Genomic DNA, 22,032 nt, shown 5'->3' on the forward strand with positions numbered 1-22,032 from the left:
ATTGAGAAGATGCATCTCTGGGCCTTGGCCTTCGGGGGCGAAAATTCTATAGTTGCGATGCAATAGAGAAGAAATAATTTTCTCTTTGCGGGCGTTGAACGACACATATATAGAAAATAATTCCAGTCAACCCCGGAAGTGGGGGAAGCGAGTATCGCATGCGATTCCTGCCCGTGTTTCTCGATCTGCAAAGCGGCGTGGTGCTGCTCGTCGGAGCCGGCGAACTCGTGCGCGCGAAGTTGCGCCTGCTGGCTTCGGCCGGGGCCAACATCCGCTGGTTTGCGACCGACGGCAGCCATGACGTTTCGGGGCTCGATGCGGCCGATGCCGCGCGGATCGAGCGCGCCACCGGCGATCCGCTCACTTCCGATCTCTCCGGCGTCATTGCGGTGCTCTGCGCCGGCGCCGGCGATATCGGCGTTGCGATGTCGGCGCGCGCGAAGGCGGTCGGGCTGCCCATCAATGTGATGGACGATCTCGCGCATTCCACTTTCATCTTTCCGGCGATCGTCGATCGCGGCGACGTCGTCGTTGCCGTCGGCACCGGCGGCGCGTCACCGGTGGTCGCGCGCCGCGTGCGCGAGCGCATCGAGGCGGTGCTGCCGGCGCGCATCGGCGATCTCGCCGCCTTCATCGGCAGCTTTCGCAAATCGATGCATGCGCGCATTCCCGAATTCCCGTTGCGCCGCCGCTTCTGGGAGCGCGTGATCGACGGCCCGATCGGCGCACTGGTGCTCGCCGGCCGCAAGGACGAGGCTGAAAAAGCGCTGAACGAAATCGCCGATCCCTCCGCCTTCGCCGGCGCGAGCAAGGACGGCAAGGCGGAAGGCCGGGTGACGCTGGTCGGCGCCGGGCCGGGCGATCCGGATCTGCTCACCATCAAGGGGCTGCGCGCCTTGCAGGATGCCGACGTCGTTTTCTACGATGAACTCGTATCGCCGGAAGTTCTCGATCGCATCCGTCGCGATGCCTCGCGCATCCCGGTCGGCCGCCGGGTCGGCAAGCCCGGCATCGGCCAGGATGCGATCCACAAATTGCTGATTGAGGCAGCGAAATCCGGTCAGCGCGCGGTTCGGCTGAAGGGCGGCGATCCCTTCATCTTCGGCCGTGGCGGCGAGGAGATCGAAGTGCTGCGCGAAGCCGGCGTCGCCTATTCGGTGGTGCCGGGCATTACCGCAGGGCTCGGCGCCGCCGCGCAATTCGAGGCGCCGCTGACCTACCGTCACGAAGCGCTGCGCATAACCTTCCTGACTGCGCACAAGGCAAAGGATGCCGAGACGGTCGACTGGTCGGTGCTGACAGACAAGAAGATGACCATCGTGGTCTATATGGGCATGACCGCGGCGCCGTCGGTGCGTGCGGGGCTGCTCGCCGCGGGACGATCGCCGAAAACCCCCGTCGGCATATTCGCGCGGGTGACGCGGCCGGATGCGCAGGCCGTGGTCGGTACGCTCGAAAATCTTCCCGCGCTGGTCGAAAAAATCGATGGCGGTCCCGCCATCCTCATCATCGGCGACGTCGTGGCGCATTCCGCGCCGTGGCGCCAGTCGAACCTCAACCAAGTAATCTCCGAACTGCTGGATGCTGCCGAATGACTTCTCCGCTTCAACAAAAAATCAAAATCACGGGTCCCTCGATGGTGACCGCCAACCGCACCTCGGATGGCATCGTGATCTATCGCACCGCGCAGCAGGGCTGGTCGGCAAGCTTGTCGGACGCTGCGATCGTGCGCACCTCCGATGAGGCGCGGGCGCTGCTGGCCGAAGCCAATGCCGACGATGTCGGCGCGGTCGGCGCCTATATCGCGCCGGTCGAGCTCAAGGACAGCGGAGAGATCAAACCCGGCAATTTGCGCGAACGCATCCGGTCGAAGGGTCTCACCATCGACCTTCTTCCGGCTTAAGGCTGATCCATCATGTACGCATATGACGAACTCGATCGCACGCTGATCAACGAACGCGTGTCTGAATTCCGCGACCAGGTGAAGCGCCGTCTTTCCGGCGAACTCACCGAGGACGAATTCAAGATGCTGAGGCTGCAGAACGGCGTCTATCTGCAACTGCACGCCTACATGTTCCGCGTCGCCATCCCCTACGGCACGCTGTCGTCGAAACAGTTGCGGACACTGGCGCATGTCGCGCGCCGCTACGACCGCGGCTACGGCCATTTCACCACCCGGCAGAACATCCAGTACAACTGGATCAAGCTTTCCGAATTGCCCGATGCGCTGGCCGATCTTGCCGAGGTCGGCATTCACGCCATGCAGACCTCCGGCAACAACATGCGCAACGTCACCTCGGACCAGTGGGCGGGCGTCGCGCCGGGTGAGATCGAGGATCCTCGCATCTGGTCGGAAATCCTGCGGCAGCACACCACGCTGCATCCGGAATTCTCGTTCCTGCCGCGCAAGTTCAAGATCGCGATCACCGCGTCCGAGCACGACCGCGCCGCGATCAAGGTCCACGACATCGGCTTGCGCCTGCACAAGAATGCGGACGGCGAAACCGGCTTTGAGGTGCTGGTCGGCGGCGGCCTTGGCCGCACGCCGTTCATCGCCAAGACCATCAAGCCGTTTGTGCACGGCCGCGATATTCTGAGCTATGTCGAGGCAATCCTGCGCGTCTATAACCAGTACGGCCGCCGCGACAACATCTACAAGGCCCGTATCAAGATCCTCGTCCATGAGCTCGGCATCGAGAAGTTCGCCAAGGAGGTCGATGAGGAATGGAAGCAGATGGGTCACAGCGCCCTGACGCTCGACCATTCCGTCATTGAGGAAGTGCGTTCGCGTTTCTCCTATCCGGTCTATGAGAAGCTGCCGCACATGCCGGACGAGCTGAAGCAGGCCGCGCATGATCCGCTGTTCGAGCGCTGGCGCAAGAACTCGGTGGCCCCGCACAAGGTGCAGGGCTATTCGATCGTGACGCTGTCATTGAAGCCGGTGGGCGGCCCGCCCGGCGACGCCACCGCAGACCAGATGGATGCGGTCGCCGATCTCGCCGACAAGTATTCCTTCGGCGAAATCCGCGTCGGTCATGAGCAGAACCTGGTGCTGCCGCATGTCGCCAAGCGCGACCTGCCGCAGCTTTGGAAGGCGCTTGACCGGATCGGGCTCGCTACCCCGAACGTCAATCTGGTCACCGACATCATCGCCTGCCCGGGGCTGGATTACTGCTCGCTGGCCAATGCGCGCTCGATTCCGATCGCGCAGGAACTGACCCGGCGCTTCGCCAATCACGACACCGCCGAGATGATCGGCCGCCTGCACATCAACATCTCCGGCTGCATCAACGCCTGCGGCCATCACCATGTCGGCCACATCGGCATTCTTGGCGTCGAGAAGAACGGCGAGGAATTCTACCAGATCACGATCGGCGGCCGCGCCGACGAGAACGCGCAGATGGGCGCGCTGATCGGCCCGGCCGTTCCCTATGCGGAAGTTGCCGATGTGATCGAAGACATTGTCGAAGCCTATCTCGCGCTGCGCGACCGTCCCGAGGAACTGTTCGTCGATACGGTGAAGCGTCTGGGCGTCGAGCCATTCAAGGAGCGGGTTTATGCCACTCGTTAAGAACGGAAGAATCACTACCGACCTGTTCGTCCATATTGCCGACGGCGCCGAGCTGCCAGGCGATGGAGCGATCCTTGTTCCGGCGGCACGTTTCCTCGAGGATCCGGAAGCTGTTCTGAAGCACGCTGGCAAAGTCGGCGTGATCTGGCCGAACAATCGCGATCTCGACGATCTCGTCCCATATCTCGATCGTCTCGCCGCGGTGGCGCTGGTGTTCCCGAGCTTCCGCGATGGCCGCGCCTACAGCCAGGCGCGCCTCTTGCGCGAACGCCACGGCTATGACGGCGAATTGCGCGCCACCGGCCAGGTGCTGCGTGACCAGTTCGTGTTCATGTCGCGCGCCGGCTTCGACACCTTCGAGGTGAAGAAAGATGCCGACGCCGATGCCTTCGCCGAGACCATGAAGCGCTATTCGGTGTTCTACCAGCCGACCGGCGATGGCCGCGTCACCGCGCTCAATCGGCGGATGCAGTTGCGTCATTCGGAGAGTGCCGGCCAGTGAGCACGATCGTACATCAGGCCCTGGCCACGGATACGACGAATGTTTCGCCGGCGCAGGTGCTCGACCGCGCCTTGCGCGATGCGTCTCCGGCGGAAGTCATTGAATCCGCACTGAAGACCGTCGGCCGCGAGCATCTCGCGCTGGTCTCGTCGTTCGGCACGGAATCGGCGGCGCTGCTCAAGGTGATGGCGGATGTCGATCCCGCAATTCCCGTGGTCTTCCTCGACACCGGTTGGCTGTTCGAGGAGACACTTGCCTATCGCGACACGCTGATCGCTACGCTCGGCCTTCGCGACGTTCGCTCGATCAAGCCGCTGGAGGAAGCGCTGTCGCGCGAGGACCCGGACCGCGAATTGTGGTTTTCCGATCCCGATGCCTGCTGCCGTATCCGCAAAGTGGAGCCGCTGGCGCGGGCGCTGAAGCCGTTCGCGGCCTGGATCAACGGACGCAAGCGTTTCCAGGGTGGGGCACGCGCCGAAATACCCGTTGTCGAGGACGATGGCGCCAAATTGAAGTTCAACCCGTTCGCCAATGTTTCCCGCGAGGAGATCGAGGCGATCTACAAAATGGCAAAATTGCCGGCGCATCCGCTGATCGCCTCGGGTTACCTGTCGGTCGGCTGCATGCCGTGCTCGAGCCGAACGGCGCCTGGCGAGGATGCGCGGGCCGGCCGCTGGCGCGGCCAGGCCAAGAGAGAATGCGGCATCCATACGACGAAGACTTCTTAGGACAACGAGGCTGCGGAACCGCAAACAATGAAATGCGGTTTCGTTGACTAAGCGGCCTTTCGTCGCGACTTATACGTTCGTGTTTGATGGTATGCTTCATCTAGCCGAATGGAGATCAACGATGATCCGTCGCATTCTGCCGCTCGTCGCCGGATTGCTCTGGGCGAGTTCGGCCTTCGCTGCCGATCATACCCTGCTCAATGTGTCCTACGATCCGACGCGCGAGCTCTACGCCGATTTCAACAAGGCGTTCGCCGCGGCCTATCAAAAGGAAGCCGGCAAGAGTGTGGAGATCAAGCAGTCGCATGGCGGCTCGGGCTCGCAGGCGCGCGCGGTGATCGACGGCCTGCAGGCCGACATCGTCACGCTGGCGCTGGCCTATGACATCGACGCCATCGCCGCCAAGGGGCTGGTGGCGCCCGACTGGCAGAAGCGTCTGTCGCTGAATGCATCGCCCTATACGTCCACGATCGTATTCCTGGTGCGCAAGGGCAATCCCAAGGCCATCAAGGATTGGGACGATCTGATCAAGCCCGGTGTGCAGGTGATCACGCCGAACCCGAAGACGTCAGGCGGCGCGCGCTGGAACTACCTGGCGGCGTGGGGCTTTGCCGAAAAGAAATTCGGTTCCGCCGACAAGGCGAAGCAATTCGTCGGCGATCTTTTCAAGAACGTGCCGGTGCTCGACACCGGTGCGCGCGGCTCGACGGTGACCTTCGTCGAGCGCGGCGTCGGCGACGTCCTGCTGGCGTGGGAGAACGAGGCGTTCCTGGCGCAGCGCGAATTCGGCAAGGACAAGTTCGAGATCGTGGCGCCGCCGCTGTCGATCCTCGCCGAGCCGCCGGTGGCGGTCGTCGACAGGGTTACCGATAAAAAAGGCACCCGCGCGGTTGCCGAGGCCTACCTGAAGTACTGGTATACCAAGGAAGGTCAGGAAATTGCCGCACGCAATTCCTATCGTCCGCGCGATTCGGAGATCGCGAGGGAATACGAAAAATCTTTCGCCAAGGTCGAACTTTTCACCATCGATGACGTTTTTGGTGGTTGGACCAAGGCGCAGAAGGATCACTTCGGCGAAGGCGGCATTTTCGACCAGATTTACAAGAATTGATCTGGCCGACGGCCAGCCGTAGCGGAAGCAGGGGGATTTGTGAGCACAGCGGTCGCACGGCGAAGCAGCTTGCCCGGGTTCGGGCTCACCATGGGCCTGACCCTGACATGGCTCTCCGTTATCATCCTCATCCCGCTCGCCGGCCTGTTCCTCAAGACGCTCGAGCTTTCGCCGGGACAGTTCTGGGATATCCTCACCAGCCGCCGCACCCTCAACGCGCTGAAGATTTCGTTCGGCCTCTCCTTTGCCGCCGCCTGTGTCAATCTGGTGATGGGGACGATCATCGTGTGGGCGCTGGTGCGGTATCGCTTTCCGGGCCGGCGGCTGTTCGACGCCATCGTCGACATTCCCTTTGCGCTGCCGACCGCGGTCGCGGGCGTGGCGCTGACGCAATTGTTCGCGCAAAAGGGCTGGCTCGGCGCGCCGCTCGCCGAACTCGGCATCAAGGTGGCGTTCACGCCGATCGGGATTTTCATCGCGATGGTCTTCATCGGCATTCCGTTCGTGGTGCGGACGGTTCAACCAGTGCTGATCGATCTCGATCCTGAAATCGAGGAGGCGGCCGCGAGCCTCGGCGCCAACCGCTGGCATACGGTGTTCCGGGTGATCCTGCCGAGTCTGATCCCGGCGCTGCTGACAGGTTTTGCGCTGGCATTCGCGCGCGCCGTCGGTGAATACGGTTCGGTCATTTTCATTGCCGGCAATCTGCCGAACGTGTCGGAAATCGCGCCGCTCCTGATCGTGATCAGGCTGTCCGAATTTCGTTATGCCGATGCGACGGCCATCGCCGTCATCATGCTGCTGGCTTCGTTCCTGATCATCCTCGTCGTCAATCGCCTGCAACGCTGGGCGCAAACCCGCATTCCCGCGCATTGAGGACCTGACGATGTCGACGCAAACGAGCTTTGTGACTCCAGCGACGCCGCTAGGGGCCTACGCGTCAACGACGGACCTCGCGATCTCTCCACCGTCGCACCGCGACGCGCGCGACCGGGCACGCGCGGTTGGTTCACCAAGAGACCTGCGGACCGAGCCGGCACCCGTCCGCTTTATCATCATCGCGCTTGCCGTCACCTTCCTCACCGTCTTTGTCGTGCTGCCGCTGGCCGTGGTGTTCGCATCGGCCTTTTCGAAAGGCATCAGCGCCTATGTCACTGCGCTCGCCGAGCCGGAGGCGCTTTCCGCGATCAGGCTGACGCTATTGGTTGCGGCGATCTCGGTCACGCTTAATCTCGTCTTCGGCGTGATCGCGGCCTGGGCAATCGCGAAATTCGAATTCCGCGGCAAGACCTTCCTGATCACGCTGATCGACCTGCCGTTCTCGGTCAGCCCGGTCATCTCGGGCCTCGTCTTCGTGCTCCTGTTCGGCGCCCAGGGCTATTGGGGCACGTGGCTGCAGGCGAACAACGTCCACATCCTGTTCGCGGTGCCGGGCATTGCGCTCGCCACCATCTTCGTGACCTTCCCGTTTGTCGCCCGCTCACTGATCCCCTTGATGCAGGAGCAGGGCACGCAGGAGGAGGAAGCGGCGACCTCGCTCGGAGCGTCAGGCCTGCAGACCTTCTTCCGCGTCACTCTGCCCAATATCAAATGGGGCCTGTTGTATGGCGTACTGCTGTGCAACGCGCGCGCCATGGGCGAGTTCGGCGCGGTGTCTGTTGTGTCGGGCCATATCCGCGGCGAGACCAACACCATGCCGCTGCTGGTCGAAATTCTCTATAATGAGTATCAATTCGTGGCGTCGTTTGCGATTGCCTCGCTGCTGGCGATGCTGGCCCTGATTACGCTGGTCGTGAAGACCGTTCTCGAACAGCGTCTGGACGAAGGACAAACCCCAAGGGACGATCCACGTGACCATTGAAGTCAAAAATATCGTCAAGAAATTCGGCGCGTTCGCCGCCCTCGACAATGTCGATCTGAAGGTTGGCAAGGGCGAATTGCTGGCGCTGCTTGGTCCGTCCGGTTCGGGCAAGACCACGCTGTTGCGGATCATCGCCGGCCTCGACTGGCCCGACGCCGGCGAGGTGCGGATCGATGGCGAGGATGCGCTGGGACACGGCGCGAGCGAGCGCCATGTCGGCTTCGTGTTCCAGCACTACGCGCTGTTCCGCCACATGACGGTGTTCGAAAACGTTGCCTTTGGCCTGCGCGTGCAGCCGCGCGCCATCCGCAAGGACGAGGCCACGATCCGCGCCCGCGTGAAGGAATTGCTCGATCTCGTGCAGCTCGACTGGCTGGCTAACCGCTATCCCAGCCAGTTGTCCGGCGGCCAGCGGCAGCGCATTGCGCTGGCGCGTGCGCTCGCGATCGAGCCGCGCATCCTGCTGCTCGACGAGCCCTTTGGCGCACTCGATGCCAAGGTGCGCAAGGAGCTGCGGCAATGGCTGCGCTCGCTGCATTCCGAAATCCACGTCACCTCGATCTTCGTCACCCATGACCAGGAAGAGGCGCTGGAAGTCGCTAACCGCGTGGTTGTCATGGACAAGGGCCGGATCGAGCAGATCGGCACGCCGGGCGATGTCTATGACAATCCCGCCACCGCCTTCGTCCACGGCTTCATCGGCGAGTCGATCGTGCTGCCGGTGGAGGTTACCGGCGGCTCGGTGCGGCTCTGCGGCCGGCCGCTCAATATTGCCGCCGAAGGCGCGGCCTCCGGCGCCTCAAAGCTGTTCGTCCGCCGCCACGACATGCAGATCGGGCCGGCGGGAACCGGCTCGCTGGAGGGCGCGGTGCGCCATGTCCGCTCGTTCGGCCCGATTCAGCGGGCGGAGGTCGCGCTCTCGGGCGGTGAGGGCAAGACCGTGATCGAGATCGATGCCCCCCGGGACCGGGAACTCCAAGCCGGCGAGATTATCGGCCTGCAGCCCCGCCGTTACCGGATCTTTGCCGCCCAGGAGTGATTTCGTAGCCCCGTAGCTCGTAGCCCGGATGGAGCGCGGCGTAATCCGGGGCCGCTTGCCACGCGGATGGACCGTTCCCGGATTGCGCTTCGCTCCATCCGGGTTACGGGCATTGCGCCCAGGGCTGACCCCAAAATCGCACCCCCGTTCACCATTCAGCCACGGTTGGTATGCAACAACGGCCGCGTCCAGCCTTCGGGATTCTTTGGGGGATTCTTTCAGTGAAACGGGCGACTACCGCCATTATCGGGCTTTTGCTGCTTGCCGGCTGCTCGGCAGACGTCAAAATCCCGGATCAGCCGGCCATGTATCTCGACATGGCGCAACCCGGGGCCACGCTCGATCCGGTCGCGGCGGCGATCATGATCTCGCAGTACCGCCAGAACAACGGCCTCGGTACCGTGGTGGTCGATCCCGAGCTGACCAGGCTCGCCGAGCAGCAGTCGCAGGCGATGGCGGCGCGTAACAAGATGGACCACAATGTGAAGGGCCCGCTGGAGAAGCGGCTGGGCGCCTCCGGCTATCCGGCGAAGCTCGCCGTCGAAAATGTCTCGGCCGGCTATCACACTTTGGCGGAAGCCTTCTCCGGCTGGCGCGATTCGCCGCCGCACAAGGCCAATATGCTCAAGAACGGTGTCACAAAATTGGGCATCGCGGCGGCTTATGCTCCAGGCACCAAATACAAGGTGTTCTGGACGCTCATCCTTGCATCAACCTGAAGCAGGTCCGGTTACGGGCTTCGATGCCTCACAAGGCGGTAAACTCGGCGTGATCCTTGCTTCGATCTCGCCGATTGACGCCGTCGCGAACTGTCGCCACGGTGCCGGCCTCTCTGTCCACTGATCGACGGTCACGATGGATCATTCAAACCCCGCGCCCGCAACCACACCTGCCAAAGCGCAGCGCGTGCTGGTCCTGCAGGGTGGCGGCGCGCTCGGCTCCTATCAGGCGGGCGCCTTTCAGGCGCTGTGTCGCGCAGGCTTCGAACCGGAATGGGTCGCGGGCATCTCGATCGGGGCCATCAATGCCGCGATCATTGCCGGCAATGGCCCTGAAACGCGCGTCGATCGCCTCAAGGAATTCTGGGAGATGGTGTCGTCTCCGGTGTCGTGGAGTCCGGTGACGTCGGGCGACCGCGCGCGCTCGCTGTTCAACGAAACCAGTGCCGCGCTGATTGCCACCTTCGGCGTGCCCGGATTCTTCACGCCGCGGATTCCGCCCGCGCCCTTGTGGCCACCCGGCAGCCCGCAATCGCAGAGCTATTACGACACCGCGCCGTTGAAGAAGACGCTGGAGCGGCTGGTCGACTTCGATCGCATCAACGATCTGAAGACGCGGCTCAGCATCGGCGCGGTCGGCGTGGCTTCGGGGAATCTGAAATATTTCGACAATTTCGAGTTCAGAAAGCTCGGCAAGAAGATCGGGCCGGAGCACGTCATGGCCTCCGGCGCGCTGCCGCCGGGCTTTCCTTCCGTCGAGGTCGAAGGCGAGCACTACTGGGACGGCGGCATCGCTTCCAACACGCCGCTCGATCACGTGCTGGACGAAGAATTCAACCGCGATCTCCTGATCTTCCAGGTCGACCTGTTCAGCGCGCGCGGCGACCTGCCGACGTCGCTGCTTGAGGCCGCCGAGCGGGAAAAGGACATCCGTTATTCCAGCCGCACCCGCATGAGTACCGACAAGAACAAGCAGATCCACAACGCGCGGAAGGCGGTGCGCGATCTGCTCGGCAAATTACCGGATCATTTGAACAACGATCCGTCGGTCGAATTCCTGCGCAAGGCTTCGAAGGAAAACACCGTCACGGTCGTGCACCTGATTTACAAGAGCAAGAATTACGAATCCTCGTCCAAGGATTACGACTTTTCGCATGTCGCCATGGTCGAGCATTGGAACGCAGGCGTCCGCGACGTTCATCAGTCGATGCGTCACAAGGATGTGCTCGAGCGCCCGCAATCCGGCGCGACCATGATGGCCTACGATATGACGGGGGATGCTCCCAAATCCCCCGGAGCCAAGCAGGAGTGAATGCAATGGGTACATTAAAAGGCAAGACCGCCGTCGTGACCGGCTCGACCAGTGGCATCGGATTGGCTTATGCGCGCGCTTTCGCCGGCGCCGGCGCCAATATCGTTCTCAATGGCATGGGCGTCCCGGCCGATATCGAGCGCGAGCGTTCCGGCATCGAGACCGATTTCAAGGTACGCGCGGTGCATTCGCCCGCCGACATGACCAAGCCCGCCGAAATCGCCGAAATGGTCGCGCTCGGCGAGAAGACCTTCGGCTCGGTCGACATCCTCGTCAACAATGCCGGCATCCAGTTCGTCGCCCCGATCGAGGAGTTTCCGATCGAGAAATGGGACGCGATCATTGCGATCAATCTGTCATCGGCATTTCATGCCATCCGCGCCGCGGTGCCCGGCATGAAGAAGCGCGGCTGGGGCCGCATCATCAACACCGCTTCCGCGCATTCGCTGGTGGCTTCGCCTTTCAAGTCGGCCTATGTCTCTGCCAAGCACGGCATCGCCGGGCTGACAAAAACGGTGGCGCTGGAGGTTGCGACCTTCAAGATCACCTGCAACTGCATCAGCCCGGGCTATGTCTGGACGCCGCTGGTCGAGCACCAGATCCCCGAGACCATGAAGGCGCGCAACATGACCAAGGAGCAGGTCATCAAGGACGTGCTTCTTGACGCCCAGCCGACCAAGGAGTTCGTGACGTCAGAGCAGGTTGCTGCGCTGGCACTGTTCCTGTGCAGCGACGATGCCGCCCAGATCACCGGGTCCAACTACTCCATCGACGGCGGCTGGATCGCCGCATAGAAATTGCGAGCTGGCCGAGCGCGCGCACCCTCAATCCCATGGAGTTTTCGAGCGAAAGCCTGCCCCGGACTTGATCCGGGGTGGGTACCGGTTCGCTTGAAGAAAACGCGTCAAGACAAAAGTCCGGGGCTTCTGATTCCAGGGCTTCGGTCCTGATTCAAGGGCTTCGGTCCTGATTCAATCAGAACCGAATGCACTAATGGGTGGCGGTCCTGGCAATCGCCGCGACACTCGCCGTCGACAAATGCAGCTCACTGAAGGCAAGCTTGCTGGCGACCAGAATCAGCACCAAGGCCAGCACCAGCCGCAGCACCGTCTCCGGGACGCGAACCGCACAGTAGCTGCCGATCACGATGCCGGGCAGCGAGCCTATCAGCAGCACACCCATCAGCGCCCAGTCGACCGAGCCCAGCGCCCAGTGGCCGATGCCGGCGACCAGCGTCAGCGGCACGGCGTGTGCAATGTCGGAGCCGACGATGCTTGACATCGGCAGGCGCGGATAGAGCAGCAACAGCGCGGTGACGCCAACCGCGCCGGCGCCGACGGACGAAATCGAGACCAGCACACCGAGCGCCACGCCGACTAGCACGGTCGCGTTGCCGGTCGTCGAGGCGCCGAGCCGTTCCATGCGCTTGCGGTATCGATCCATGATCGCCTTGCGGAAGATCAACGACGTCGCCGTGAGGATGAGCGCAAAGCACAGCACCAGATTGATCAGGCTGCGCGCGGAATCCCCTTTGAGTTCGAGCTGCCACAGCACAAGCAGCGTGACGATGCTCGCCGGAATGCTGCCGCTGGCGAGACGGATCACCGCCGGCCAGTGAATGCTGCGGGCCACGCCATGCACCAGGCTGCCGCCGGTCTTGGTCGCCGCGGCGTAGAGCAGGTCGGTGCCGACTGCGGTGGAGGGGTGGACGCCGAACAGCAGGATCAGCAACGGCGTCATCAGCGAGCCGCCGCCGACGCCCGTCATTCCGACCAGCAGTCCGACGCCGAATCCCGACGCTACGTAGAGGGGATCAATCATGTAGGGGAGAAAGTTCCAGTTGCATGCTCGATTATATAGCAGCGCCGCCGCAGGGGGCCTAACAATCGTGCCGGTTTGGCTGAAATAAGAATGTTTCTTGCGCACATCGGAGTCCGCTGGTTTTTTTCCCCATTATGCCAGCGCCGGACGATAACGACGTCCTGCCGCCTCACATGAGGCAACCGTCAGACGGCAGCGGCCAGCACACTCGGGATCGTCTGTTTCCAGGGGCAGGCTGGCGCAAGTGCGCCGCACATCAATGCCAGTTGGGCCGCCCGGATCAGCGTTTGCCGAACGCCAGCACGTGCAGTCCGAGCCGCCGGCGCACGATCCAGAACAGCAGCACCGTCTCGAACGCCAGCGAGATCGAGGTCGCGGCCGCAGCACCATGGCCGCCGAAGCGCGGCACCAGCATCACGCACAGCACGAGGTTCATGACGAAAGCGAGCGCATAGGCCAGCGCGCAGATGTGCTGGTGGCCGAGCATGTTGAGCAGTCGCTCGACCGGGCCGATGGCGGATCGTACCACGAGGCCAATTGCGGCAATGAACATGATGTCGTAGCCGACCACGAATTGCGGTCCGAACAGCCACAGCAGCGGCTTGCCAAGCGCCAGCAGCAGGATGGTCGCGGCCAGCGACGGCCAGAATGTCCATTGGATCGCGTGCGCCACATAGGCCGACAGCCGCGCCTTGTCGCCCTGCGCGTGGTACTCGGCAAAGCGATGCGCCGTCGTCGCCGCCATCGCATAGTGGATGAAGGAGACCAGTGCCAGCGTCTTCACCACGGCGAAATAGACACCGACTTCTTCGGAGGAGCGGAACTGCTGCAGCACCAGCACGTCGGTGTAGGACAACAGCAGATAAAAGCTTTCGACCATCAGGATCGGCAGCGAGACCGCGAGCCAGCCGCGGAAGTCATAGGCCTTCGGGCCAGGCTCGATGTGGCCGCCGAGCCTGCGGTTCAGCACGATCATCTGGCCGATCATCGCGATCCATACCGCGGCGGCACTGGCCCACATCGCGGCGGTGGCGCCGAGATTGAAGCCGAGCGCAAAGGCGCCGGCGGTCAGGCCGATGATCAGCGACTGCCGCACGATGAACTGCGGCATCAGGCCGAGCCGCATCCAGTCATGCGAGCGCGCGATGCCGTCCTGGGTGTTGGCGACGACAAAGGCCGGCAGCGTCAGGCAGCCGATATAGAGGGGAACGATCGCGTTGGCGTCGATCCACGGCGACAATCCCTTCACCATGCTCGCCAGCAGCAGCGAAACGATTGAGGAGACGGCGAACGTGATCCATCGGCTGCCGGAGAGGAAGCCGCGCAGCAGGGCATGTTCGCCGCGGGTTCGATACTCCGGAATGATCTTCTGCGCGGATGCCGAGATGCCGAAATCCATCATGCTGCCGAGCAGCAGCACCCAGGTCCAGACATAGACATAGACGCCGTAATCCGAGCCGCCCATCCAGCGCGCCAGCAGGATCTGCGCGAAATAGGCGAGCGCTGCGCTGAAGACGCGGATGATGAAGATGGTGCCGGCCAGCCGCCTGGTGACGGAGGCTTCACTGGAGCCGCCAAGCAGGGACCGCAGGCGCGCGATCAGGCCGGCAGGTGAAGCGGTTGCGGATTGCGTATCCATCACGGCCACAAGGGTGCATCCCCGAAACGCGCCGCGAGGCGGCGGCGATGGCCGGATGTATCAACCATTCGTTAAGATTCGGTTGGGTGGGAGCCTCCCCGGGCGTCGTCCCTGCGAACGCAGGGACCCATACCGCGTGATCCATCGAGGGAGTGTGGTCGCCGACGCTCTGCCAACTACCGCTGCGGCTTGCTGAAGCAAAGCCGTCTCCCCCTCCTGCCCATTCCGCCGGCCGCGGCGTATGGGCCCCTGCGTTCGCAGGGGCGACGAGAAACCGTCAATTCAAACTGACGTTGAACTCGTAGGCCCGGTCGCCGCTGACCAGCGTCAGTTTGAGCGCGGCGCCTTCAGCGCTGGCGCCGGGCGGCAGGCCGTCGAGTTCGAAGGCAAAGCGTTTGACGCCGGGCGGGCTTTGCTCGACCAGCCTGGGAACCGGCAGCGCCCAGTCGGGCGTCGGCCCCTCGACGAACAGGCTGACCTCCTTGGCCTCGGGCGCGGTCACGTCGACCAGCACATTGTTCTTCCCCTCGCGCTTGACGTCGCGGATGGTCAGCGGATTGGGGTCGCCGATATTGGCGGGCTTCGGCACCGTATTGAGCGCATCGGACAGGTTGCCGTCCTCGGTGCTTGCGACGCTGGCAAAAGCGAGTTCGGCATGGGCTTCGACCGGAATGCAGAGCTTGTCGCAGACGGCGTAACTGATGTGGGCGCGCAACGTCACCGGCTTGTCGGCATTTTTGGCGACGATCCGCAGGGGCAACACGACCTGCTGCTTGTATCCCAGCGCGGTGCCGCCGGCGCCGTCGTCGAATTTCTTCGGTGCCGGCCACAGCACGGTCACGGCTTCGACATTGTCCGATTTGGAGAAGTCGAAGCGGGGCGGGACGCCGGAATCGCCGGGCGTCCGCCAATAGGTCTTCCATCCCGGCTGCAACTGGATGGCAACGCCGCCGAGCAGCACCGTGCCGCTGCGCGATCCCGCCAGCAACCGCACTGCGGAATGCGCGTCGCGCTGCCACGGCGAGGCATCCTCGGCGCGAACCTCAGACGTCGCACACGCGACACATAGGGCGGCGACGCCGAGCGCGGCGCGCAGGGGAACCATCACGATCATGGGACGTCTTTACAGGCAAGTTGCGGCGCAAACCATTGAATTGCGTGTGATCGGCCGCCGAACGATGCCGGAAGCTTGATTGACAGAAACCGCACCCGATATCAGGATATGAATCAGCAAGAGAGGCCTTTGCGGATGAGCCCTGAAGGCAAGACACCGAAGCCCGTTCGCCGCAAAGCCGCCGGTATTGGCGACAATTCGTCCGGCGAGGGCTACCTGGACGGCCGGCTGCTGATCGCCATGCCGGTCATGGGCGATCCGCGCTTCGAGCGCTCCGTCATCTACATGTGCGCGCATTCGCCGGAAGGGGCGATGGGCATCATTGTCAACCGTCCGGCCGGCAGCATCGACTTCCCGGGACTGCTGGTGCAGCTCGACATCATCGAGAAGGCGGACCAGATCAAGCTGCCGGAAAACGCCGAGACGATGCAGGTGCTGAAGGGCGGCCCGGTCGATACCGGCCGCGGCTTCGTGCTGCATTCCAGCGATTTCTTCATCAAGGACGCGACGCTGAATATCGACGAAGGCATCTGCCTGACCGCGACAGTGGACATCCTCAAGGCGATCGCCAAGGGCACCGGACCGAAGCACGCGATCCTGGCGCTGGGCTATGCCGGCTGGGCGCCGGGCCAGCTCGAGAGCGAGATCCAGCACAATGGCTGGCTGCATTGCGACGCCGACCCGGAGCTGATCTTCGGCGACGACGTCGATGACAAATACCAGCGCGCGTTGCGCAAGATCGGCATCGATCCCGGCATGCTGTCGAACGAGGCAGGGCACGCGTAGGTGTCGTCCCTGCGAACGCAGATTCGTAGGGTGGGCAAAGCGAAGCGTGCCCACCATTCACGACAACGGTTTGGATGGATGGTGGGCACGGCGCAAGTGCGCCTTTGCCCACCCTACGGCTTTGGCTCGCTACTCCGCTGCCTGCTGCTGCACCGTCGGCTCGCTGCCCGCAACGGTCGCGCGGCGCATGTCGCGGGGCTGCGACTGGTCGTAGCGCCGCACGCGGTGCATGGTCTGGCGATTGTCCCACATTACGAGGTCGTGCAGGGTCCATTTGTGGACGTAGACGAATTCCGGCTGCGTGGCGTGCTCGTTCAGGTCGCGCAGCAACAGCCGCGCCTCGGGCATGCTCATGCCTTTGATGGCGCCGGCATGCGATGACAGATACAGTGACTTGCGGCGGTGCACCGGATGGGTCCGCACCAGCCGCTGCAGCACCGGCTTGAACATCGCTTTCTCTTCGTCGGAATAATCCAGGAAGCCGAGCGAGCCGCGCGAATACATCAGCGAATGCTCGCAGATCATGTCTTCGATCTCGGTCTTGGTGTCGTCGTCGAGCGCGTCATAGGCCGCGCGCATGTCGGCGAATTCGGTGTTGCCGCCCTTGGGGTTCACCACCCGCGCCGACAACAGCGAAAACTTTGCCGGGATCGGGCGGAACGAGCTGTCGGAATGCCACAGGCAGTTGCCGAGATTGAACAGATGGGTGCGGTTGTCGCGCGCCAGCGGCTTGCCGTCCTTGCCGAGGTTGGAAACGTCGTTCAGGCCCGACGTCAGGCGGTAGTCTTCTTTCTTGGTGATGGTGCCGCCCCGCGCCTTCTCGCGCTCGCCGAAATTCAGCGCAAAGGCCAGTTGCTGTTCGTCCGTGATGTCCTGGTTGCGAAACAGCAGCACGGCATACTTGTCCATGCCGGCCTCGATGTCGGCCGCCTCCTGCGGCGTCAGGGGACTTCGCAAATCAACGCCCGAAACCTCGCCGAAAAAATGCGGATGAAGCTGCCGGATCGTGACCGTCATGGCGTTTCTCCAGGATGCGGCGCGGTGTGTCCCGCTTTCTTGTGAGAAAAACTACTCCCTGAAATGGCCAAGTCAACGTTGCGGGGCGCATGCGGCATTGCGCCCGCTTCGTGTCCCGGACGCGGTGCAGCCCCGGCGATGCGGAGCATCGTCCGGCAAACGCTGCTCCGCAGAGCCGGGACCCACGATGGACCCCGGATCAGCAGCGCATCACCATAGCGCGTCGAAGACGCGCGTGAACGCGCTTTCGGTGCTGCGCAGCATCCGGGGAACGCCTCAACCATTGCGCGCCATCAGCCCGCCGTCGACGGGGATGACGGCGCCGGTCAGGAACGAGGCCGCCGGCAGGCACAGGCTCAGCGTCATGTGCGCCACCTCTTCGGGGTCGCCGTAGCGGCCGAGGGCGGTGCGGCGCTTGGCGTAGATTGCCTTGTGCTCGGCGGCGATCCGGGCGGTCATGCCGGTAAGGATCGGCCCCGGGCAGATGCAGTTCACCGTGATGCCGTCGCGGCCGAGCTCGACCGCAAGCGAACGCGTCAGGCCGACGACGCCGGCCTTGGCGGCGGAGTAGGGGCTGTGCAGCGCGGTGGCGCCGAGCGCTTCGGTGGAGGCGATATTGACGATCCGCGGCGATTTCGATTTGCGCAGGTAAGGCAACGCGGCGCGGATGATGCGCTGATGCGCGGTCAGCATCACCGCCAACCCTTTGGCCCAGGCCTCGTCATAGCCCTCGTCGTCGATCGCGACGCGCACCGAGATGCCGGCATTGTTGACGACGATATCGATTCCGCCGAAATGCGCCGCGACCTCGTTGACGACGGCGGTGATGTTGTAGCGGTCGGCGACGTCGAGGGTCCACGCCTTTGCCGCGCCGCCGCTTGCCGCGATCTCGCTGGCCACGGCCTGCGTGGCCTCGGCGCTGATGTCGGTGACGGCGACGTTGGCGCCATCGGCGGCGAACACAAGCGCGGTGGCGCGGCCCATGCCGCTGGCGGCGCCGGTGACGAGGACGGTCAGGCCTTTGACCGAGCGGCTAAGCCGTCTGAAATCTGACATGATGGGGTCCGGACAGAAGGTGCTGAATTGACAAGGCTGGCACCGATCCGCAGACAGGTCAAACCAGGCAGGAACAGGTGCAACGGTGGCCGATATTCCCCCTCTGCAGATTCGTCGCCTCGAGACTTCAGACGCCGCCCTCTACAGGGACATCCGGCTGGAGGCGCTGGAAAGAAATCCCGAGGCTTTCGCCAGCACGTTCGAGAGAGAAAACGCGCAACCGCTGTCGTGGTTCGAAGCGGTCGTTGGCCGCGCAGATATCTTCGGCGCATTCCTTGATGGGGCGCTCGTTGGAATAGCCGGATATGCCGCGCAGGATGGTTCGAAGCAGGCGCATAAAGGGCTGCTTTGGGGCATGTATGTTCGAGTTGCTGCGCGAAATCTGGATCTTGGAAAAAGACTTGTCGCCGCTGTGCTCGACCATGCACACGGGCGCGTTGAGATGGTTCAGCTGACTGTGGTGAACGAGAACAAGGCTGCGTGCCGGCTTTACGGCGCCATGGGCTTTGTCGAATACGGCTTTGAAAAGCGAGCCCTCAAGCAGGACGGCCGATATTTCGACGAGGTTCTGATGGTCAAATTCCTCGACGAAGACTTGAGTTAAAACACAATCAAAAAAGGATCGCAGGAATGAACGAACTGGATTTCAGCGGCAAACAGGTGCTGGTGGTCGGCGGCTCCAGTGGCATCGGTAACGGCATCGCGCAGGCCTTCCGCGCCAAGGGCGCGCGCGTCGCCGTTTGCGGCACCCGCGCGAACCCTGCCGATTACTTCGCCGGCGAAGGATCGGACCTCCAGGGCCTCGAATATTCGCAGCTCGACGTCAGCAACGCTCAAGCCATTGAAGCCTTCAAGCCGTCCTTCGAAAAGCTCGACGTGCTGGTGCTGGCGCAAGGCGCGGTGATCTATCGCCGCGGCGAATTCGAGATGGATGGCTTTCGAAAAGTGCTGGAAGTCAACCTGATGAGCCTGATGGCGTGCGCGACCAAATTCCACGCGATGCTGAGCGCGAGCCAGGGTTCGCTGATCATCGTCAGTTCGACCGCCGCCTATCATTCCACCATGGGCAACCCGGCCTATAACGCCTCGAAGACCGGCGCGGTGGGCTTGACGCGCACGCTCGGCGAGGCGTGGGCCGAGAATGGCATCCGCGTCAACGGCATCGCGCCCGGCCTGGTCGACACCAAGATGACCAAGGCGACGACGTCAAATCCGAAGCGCCTCGAAGGCGCGCTGGAGCGGATCCCGCTGAAGCGGCTCGGTACGCCGGCCGACATGGCCGGTGCGGCGCTGTTCCTGGCCTCACCGCTTTCGTCCTACATCATCGGCCAGACCATCGTGGTCGATGGCGGGCTTATACTTTGAGCCGAGTACTCTGAGTGAAGGCGTTTCGAGCGTTTTAGGAACCCGAGCGGGGCTCGTCGGTTACATCCTCTGAAAACAGGAGAGACCGCGATGGACAAGGATCGGATTGTCGGCTCGGCCAAGGACTTTGCCGGTAGGGTCGAAAGCACTGTCGGCGACATTGCTGGCGATGCGAAGACGCAAGCCGAGGGCAGCGCGCGCGAAGCGGCCGGCACGGTGCAAAATCTCTACGGCCAGGCCAAGGATGCAGCCCGCGACGCCTCGGATGCCGCCGTCAACTATGCCAAGGACGCCTATGAAAACAGCGGTGACACGGTTCGCAGCGGCCAGCAAGCGTTGGCGAAGACCGTGCGGGAAAATCCGCTCGGCGCGCTGCTGGTTGCAGGTGGAATTGGATTTACGCTGGCACTGTTGATGACACGCCCGCCGCGCCGCCCGCCGCCGCGCTGGCGCTACTACGGCTAGGACAGCCCTGATTAGTTTGCCCGGCGATGCAATGCATCGTCCGGACCTGCGTCTCATGGTGAGGCGTCAGAATCGCGTGAGATTGCCCGGCGGGACCTCGGCCGATCGTCCGACACTACCCGGCGGGCGCGGCGCGCCCGGGGCCACGGGTCCACGCGGCGGTGCGGCCGCAGGCGGCGCGGGCTGACGCGGCGCCGCGCCGAACCCGCCCGCGCCGAACCCGCCGAAGAAATCGCGCAGCGACGGCCCGTTGTTTTGCGCGGGTCGGATCTGCATCGGCTGCTGCGGCTGCTTCTTTTGTTGTTGTAACGTTTGCTGCGGCGGCGGGAGCAAAAGCTGCTTCTGTCCGGGCACTGCCGCCACCGTTCCGCTTGGCGATGTGGCTGCTACCGGCGTGTCGCCCTTGGCCTGCTCGCGGCCGATTTCCCGGCGCGGCCAGGCGTAATCGTCGGCGCGGCCAGCCGGTGGCGCCAGCGCTTCACCCTTCACGAGCGTGCGCGCAGCCAGCGCATCCACCCCGGCCGGGCGCGTGCCGGGACCGCCGAGCAACTGATCGGTGCCGACGGAAGAGGCCACCAGCGGCATAACCGGTCCGGCGAGAGGGCGCGGCGCCGGTTGACCTGGAACGACATTGGCGTCCGGGGTTGTCGGCTCGATCGGCACTGCGATCGGCCCCGAGCGTGAAGCGAGGATGCGCGTCACCTCGCGCTCGACATAGTGCGCGAGCTTGCGGGCGCCGGGCCTCGTGAAAAAGACGCCGTCGGACGTGCGCAGCTGGCGAATCTGGCCTTCGAAGTCGGGGCCCTTCTGCAGGAAGCGGCCGGCTTCATCGACAAAGCCGTCCCAGACATCGACATAGGTGATGCCGGCCTTGCCCGCGCCATCGCGATACAGCGCATCGAGGAACAGCATGTCGGACGTTCCCTTCGGGCCGCGGATCGCCGGCAGGCCGACCCACAGCACCGGCACGCCCTTGCTCTTGAGAACGCCGATCAGCTCTTCGATCTTCTTGGCATAGAGTTCGACCCAGCGCTCGTCGCGAAACTCGTACAGCCCGCCGCCCGCGCGCGCGCTCTTTTCGGGGGCGGCGATTTGCGGCGCATCATCGTCCTCGGCATCGTCAGCCTTCGCGGTATCAGCCTTGGCAGCGTCTGTCCTGGCAGTGTCTGCCTTGGTTCCATCAGCCTTGCCAGCATCGGCCTTGGCCGTATCAGTCGCGCTTTCGGGCTTGGGCTTTGCATCGCCCGGCTTGGCGCGCGCGTCTTTCTTATCGTCTTTCTTGTCGCTCTTCTTCTCAGGCGCTGCTTCGCGGATGGCCACGCGATCGTTGAGGCCGAGCATGACGACGATGGCGTCCGGCTTTTCGGCGGCGAGGATGGCCTTGGCGGCCGCGGCCCAATCGGCGGGTTCGCCGCGCGGCTGATACTTGATCAGGCCGGAGACGGTCTTGTGCTTGCGGATCACGCCCATGTCGGGCTGCTCGGTATAGGCGTCTTCCAGACCATAGCCGAGCCAGTCGGCCATGGCGTCGCCGAGCACCAGCACGTTACGTTCCGGCACCGTGTCGCGCTTGGCAGGCCCGGGCGCGCGGGAAAAGTCCTGGCGCGGCGCTTGTTGCGGGGCCTGCTGCTGGAATGGCGCAAAGAAATCGCCGCCGAACCAGCTGCCGCCGCTGCGCGGGGCGGGGCGGGAGGGCCCTCCGAAATTGAAGAATTGCGCCGAGGCAGGGCCCACGATCCCGATCGGGAGCGCGATCGCAACCGCCAGCGCCACCAGCGGGCCGGTGTCGGTGAACACGTGCAAAAAGGACTTTGGCTTTCGCATCCGCCTCGGGTCGCAATGGATCGTGAGGTGTCAAATATAGTACTGGAATCGGGCCGCAAGCGGGCAGATTTTCCTCATAAACCGGGGTTCCGGCCTGACCGT

The 22,032-nt window shown here is 63.6% G+C and carries 22 protein-coding genes; 16 read left to right on the top strand and 6 right to left on the bottom strand.

What is annotated here, in order from left to right; genetic code table 11:
- The first annotated feature begins 158 nt into the window (after positions 1 to 158).
- The 12 genes from cysG to IVB05_RS04330 all read left to right on the top strand — a co-directional run bounded on the left by cysG (position 159) and on the right by IVB05_RS04330 (position 11,637).
- Complete coding sequence (cysG, locus tag IVB05_RS04275) at positions 159 to 1,595, top strand: siroheme synthase CysG (protein WP_247783209.1); 1,437 nt, start codon at positions 159 to 161, stop codon at positions 1,593 to 1,595.
- On the top strand, positions 1,592 to 1,903 hold the full coding sequence (locus tag IVB05_RS04280) for a DUF2849 domain-containing protein (protein ID WP_214489196.1): 312 nt from the start codon (positions 1,592 to 1,594) through the stop codon (positions 1,901 to 1,903). The genes cysG and IVB05_RS04280 overlap by 4 nt, the downstream gene beginning before the upstream one ends.
- Positions 1,904 to 1,915: 12 nt before the next feature.
- Complete coding sequence (locus IVB05_RS04285; RefSeq protein WP_247783210.1) at positions 1,916 to 3,571, top strand: nitrite/sulfite reductase; 1,656 nt, start codon at positions 1,916 to 1,918, stop codon at positions 3,569 to 3,571.
- Positions 3,558 to 4,073 (top strand): DUF934 domain-containing protein, encoded by a 516-nt coding sequence (locus IVB05_RS04290; protein WP_247783211.1) that lies wholly within the window; start codon positions 3,558 to 3,560, stop codon positions 4,071 to 4,073. The genes IVB05_RS04285 and IVB05_RS04290 overlap by 14 nt, the downstream gene beginning before the upstream one ends.
- A gap of 5 nt (positions 4,074 to 4,078) precedes the next feature.
- The gene (locus tag IVB05_RS04295; protein WP_247786585.1) at positions 4,079 to 4,801 is read left to right on the top strand and encodes a phosphoadenylyl-sulfate reductase; all 723 of its coding nucleotides are present in this window, start codon (positions 4,079 to 4,081) and stop codon (positions 4,799 to 4,801) included.
- Between the two features lie 121 nt (positions 4,802 to 4,922).
- Positions 4,923 to 5,912, top strand: a complete 990-nt coding sequence (locus IVB05_RS04300; protein WP_247783212.1) for a sulfate ABC transporter substrate-binding protein — start codon at positions 4,923 to 4,925, stop codon at positions 5,910 to 5,912.
- A 69-nt stretch (positions 5,913 to 5,981) separates the two neighbouring features.
- The gene (cysT, locus tag IVB05_RS04305) at positions 5,982 to 6,788 is read left to right on the top strand and encodes a sulfate ABC transporter permease subunit CysT (protein WP_256473436.1); all 807 of its coding nucleotides are present in this window, start codon (positions 5,982 to 5,984) and stop codon (positions 6,786 to 6,788) included.
- 10 nt (positions 6,789 to 6,798) lie between these two features.
- Positions 6,799 to 7,773 carry a sulfate ABC transporter permease subunit CysW gene (gene cysW / locus IVB05_RS04310; RefSeq protein ID WP_247783213.1) on the top strand — a complete coding sequence of 325 codons (975 nt, stop codon included), beginning with the start codon at positions 6,799 to 6,801 and terminating at the stop codon, positions 7,771 to 7,773.
- Entirely contained in the window at positions 7,763 to 8,812 is a 1,050-nt protein-coding gene (locus tag IVB05_RS04315; RefSeq protein WP_247783214.1) for a sulfate ABC transporter ATP-binding protein, read from the top strand. The genes cysW and IVB05_RS04315 overlap by 11 nt, the downstream gene beginning before the upstream one ends.
- Before the next feature lie 170 nt (positions 8,813 to 8,982).
- Positions 8,983 to 9,531, top strand: coding sequence for a CAP domain-containing protein (locus IVB05_RS04320; protein WP_247783215.1), 549 nt, complete (start codon positions 8,983 to 8,985; stop codon positions 9,529 to 9,531).
- A 136-nt stretch (positions 9,532 to 9,667) separates the two neighbouring features.
- Entirely contained in the window at positions 9,668 to 10,843 is a 1,176-nt protein-coding gene (locus tag IVB05_RS04325) for a DUF3734 domain-containing protein (protein WP_247783216.1), read from the top strand.
- Positions 10,844 to 10,848: 5 nt separating this feature from the next.
- Positions 10,849 to 11,637 (top strand): 3-hydroxybutyrate dehydrogenase, encoded by a 789-nt coding sequence (locus IVB05_RS04330; protein ID WP_247783217.1) that lies wholly within the window; start codon positions 10,849 to 10,851, stop codon positions 11,635 to 11,637.
- Positions 11,638 to 11,833: 196 nt separating this feature from the next.
- Here IVB05_RS04330 and IVB05_RS04335 read toward each other — a convergent pair whose 3' ends face one another.
- The 3 genes from IVB05_RS04335 to IVB05_RS04345 form a co-directional block, all read right to left on the bottom strand.
- Entirely contained in the window at positions 11,834 to 12,664 is an 831-nt protein-coding gene (locus IVB05_RS04335) for a sulfite exporter TauE/SafE family protein (protein ID WP_247783218.1), read from the bottom strand.
- A 280-nt stretch (positions 12,665 to 12,944) separates the two neighbouring features.
- Positions 12,945 to 14,303, bottom strand: coding sequence for a polysaccharide biosynthesis C-terminal domain-containing protein (locus IVB05_RS04340; RefSeq protein ID WP_247783219.1), 1,359 nt, complete (start codon positions 14,301 to 14,303; stop codon positions 12,945 to 12,947).
- Between the two features lie 277 nt (positions 14,304 to 14,580).
- On the bottom strand, positions 14,581 to 15,417 hold the full coding sequence (locus IVB05_RS04345; protein WP_247783220.1) for a protein-disulfide reductase DsbD domain-containing protein: 837 nt from the start codon (positions 15,415 to 15,417) through the stop codon (positions 14,581 to 14,583).
- A 135-nt stretch (positions 15,418 to 15,552) separates the two neighbouring features.
- On the opposite strand from IVB05_RS04345, the gene IVB05_RS04350 reads away from it, so the two are divergent.
- Positions 15,553 to 16,203, top strand: coding sequence for a YqgE/AlgH family protein (locus tag IVB05_RS04350; RefSeq protein ID WP_247783221.1), 651 nt, complete (start codon positions 15,553 to 15,555; stop codon positions 16,201 to 16,203).
- 129 nt (positions 16,204 to 16,332) lie between these two features.
- Here IVB05_RS04350 and IVB05_RS04355 read toward each other — a convergent pair whose 3' ends face one another.
- Together IVB05_RS04355 and IVB05_RS04360 are read right to left on the bottom strand one after the other, a co-directional pair.
- Complete coding sequence (locus IVB05_RS04355; protein ID WP_247783222.1) at positions 16,333 to 17,220, bottom strand: TauD/TfdA family dioxygenase; 888 nt, start codon at positions 17,218 to 17,220, stop codon at positions 16,333 to 16,335.
- A 276-nt stretch (positions 17,221 to 17,496) separates the two neighbouring features.
- A complete protein-coding gene (locus IVB05_RS04360; RefSeq protein WP_247783223.1) occupies positions 17,497 to 18,276 on the bottom strand; it encodes an SDR family NAD(P)-dependent oxidoreductase in 780 nt (259 codons plus the stop codon).
- A gap of 85 nt (positions 18,277 to 18,361) precedes the next feature.
- Here IVB05_RS04360 and IVB05_RS04365 point away from each other — a divergent pair, with 85 nt between their 5' ends.
- The 3 genes from IVB05_RS04365 to IVB05_RS04375 all read left to right on the top strand — a co-directional run bounded on the left by IVB05_RS04365 (position 18,362) and on the right by IVB05_RS04375 (position 20,106).
- Positions 18,362 to 18,880, top strand: a complete 519-nt coding sequence (locus IVB05_RS04365) for a GNAT family N-acetyltransferase (protein WP_247783224.1) — start codon at positions 18,362 to 18,364, stop codon at positions 18,878 to 18,880.
- A gap of 26 nt (positions 18,881 to 18,906) precedes the next feature.
- Entirely contained in the window at positions 18,907 to 19,641 is a 735-nt protein-coding gene (locus IVB05_RS04370) for an SDR family oxidoreductase (protein WP_247783225.1), read from the top strand.
- A 90-nt stretch (positions 19,642 to 19,731) separates the two neighbouring features.
- Positions 19,732 to 20,106 (top strand): CsbD family protein, encoded by a 375-nt coding sequence (locus IVB05_RS04375; RefSeq protein WP_247783226.1) that lies wholly within the window; start codon positions 19,732 to 19,734, stop codon positions 20,104 to 20,106.
- 66 nt (positions 20,107 to 20,172) lie between these two features.
- Here IVB05_RS04375 and IVB05_RS04380 read toward each other — a convergent pair whose 3' ends face one another.
- Positions 20,173 to 21,930: a DUF459 domain-containing protein gene (locus IVB05_RS04380; RefSeq protein WP_247783227.1), complete on the bottom strand. Its 1,758-nt coding sequence runs from the start codon at positions 21,928 to 21,930 to the stop codon at positions 20,173 to 20,175.
- Positions 21,931 to 22,032: the final 102 nt, after the last annotated feature.

Source organism: Bradyrhizobium sp. 170, from assembly GCF_023101085.1.
Lineage (GTDB): Bacteria > Pseudomonadota > Alphaproteobacteria > Rhizobiales > Xanthobacteraceae > Bradyrhizobium.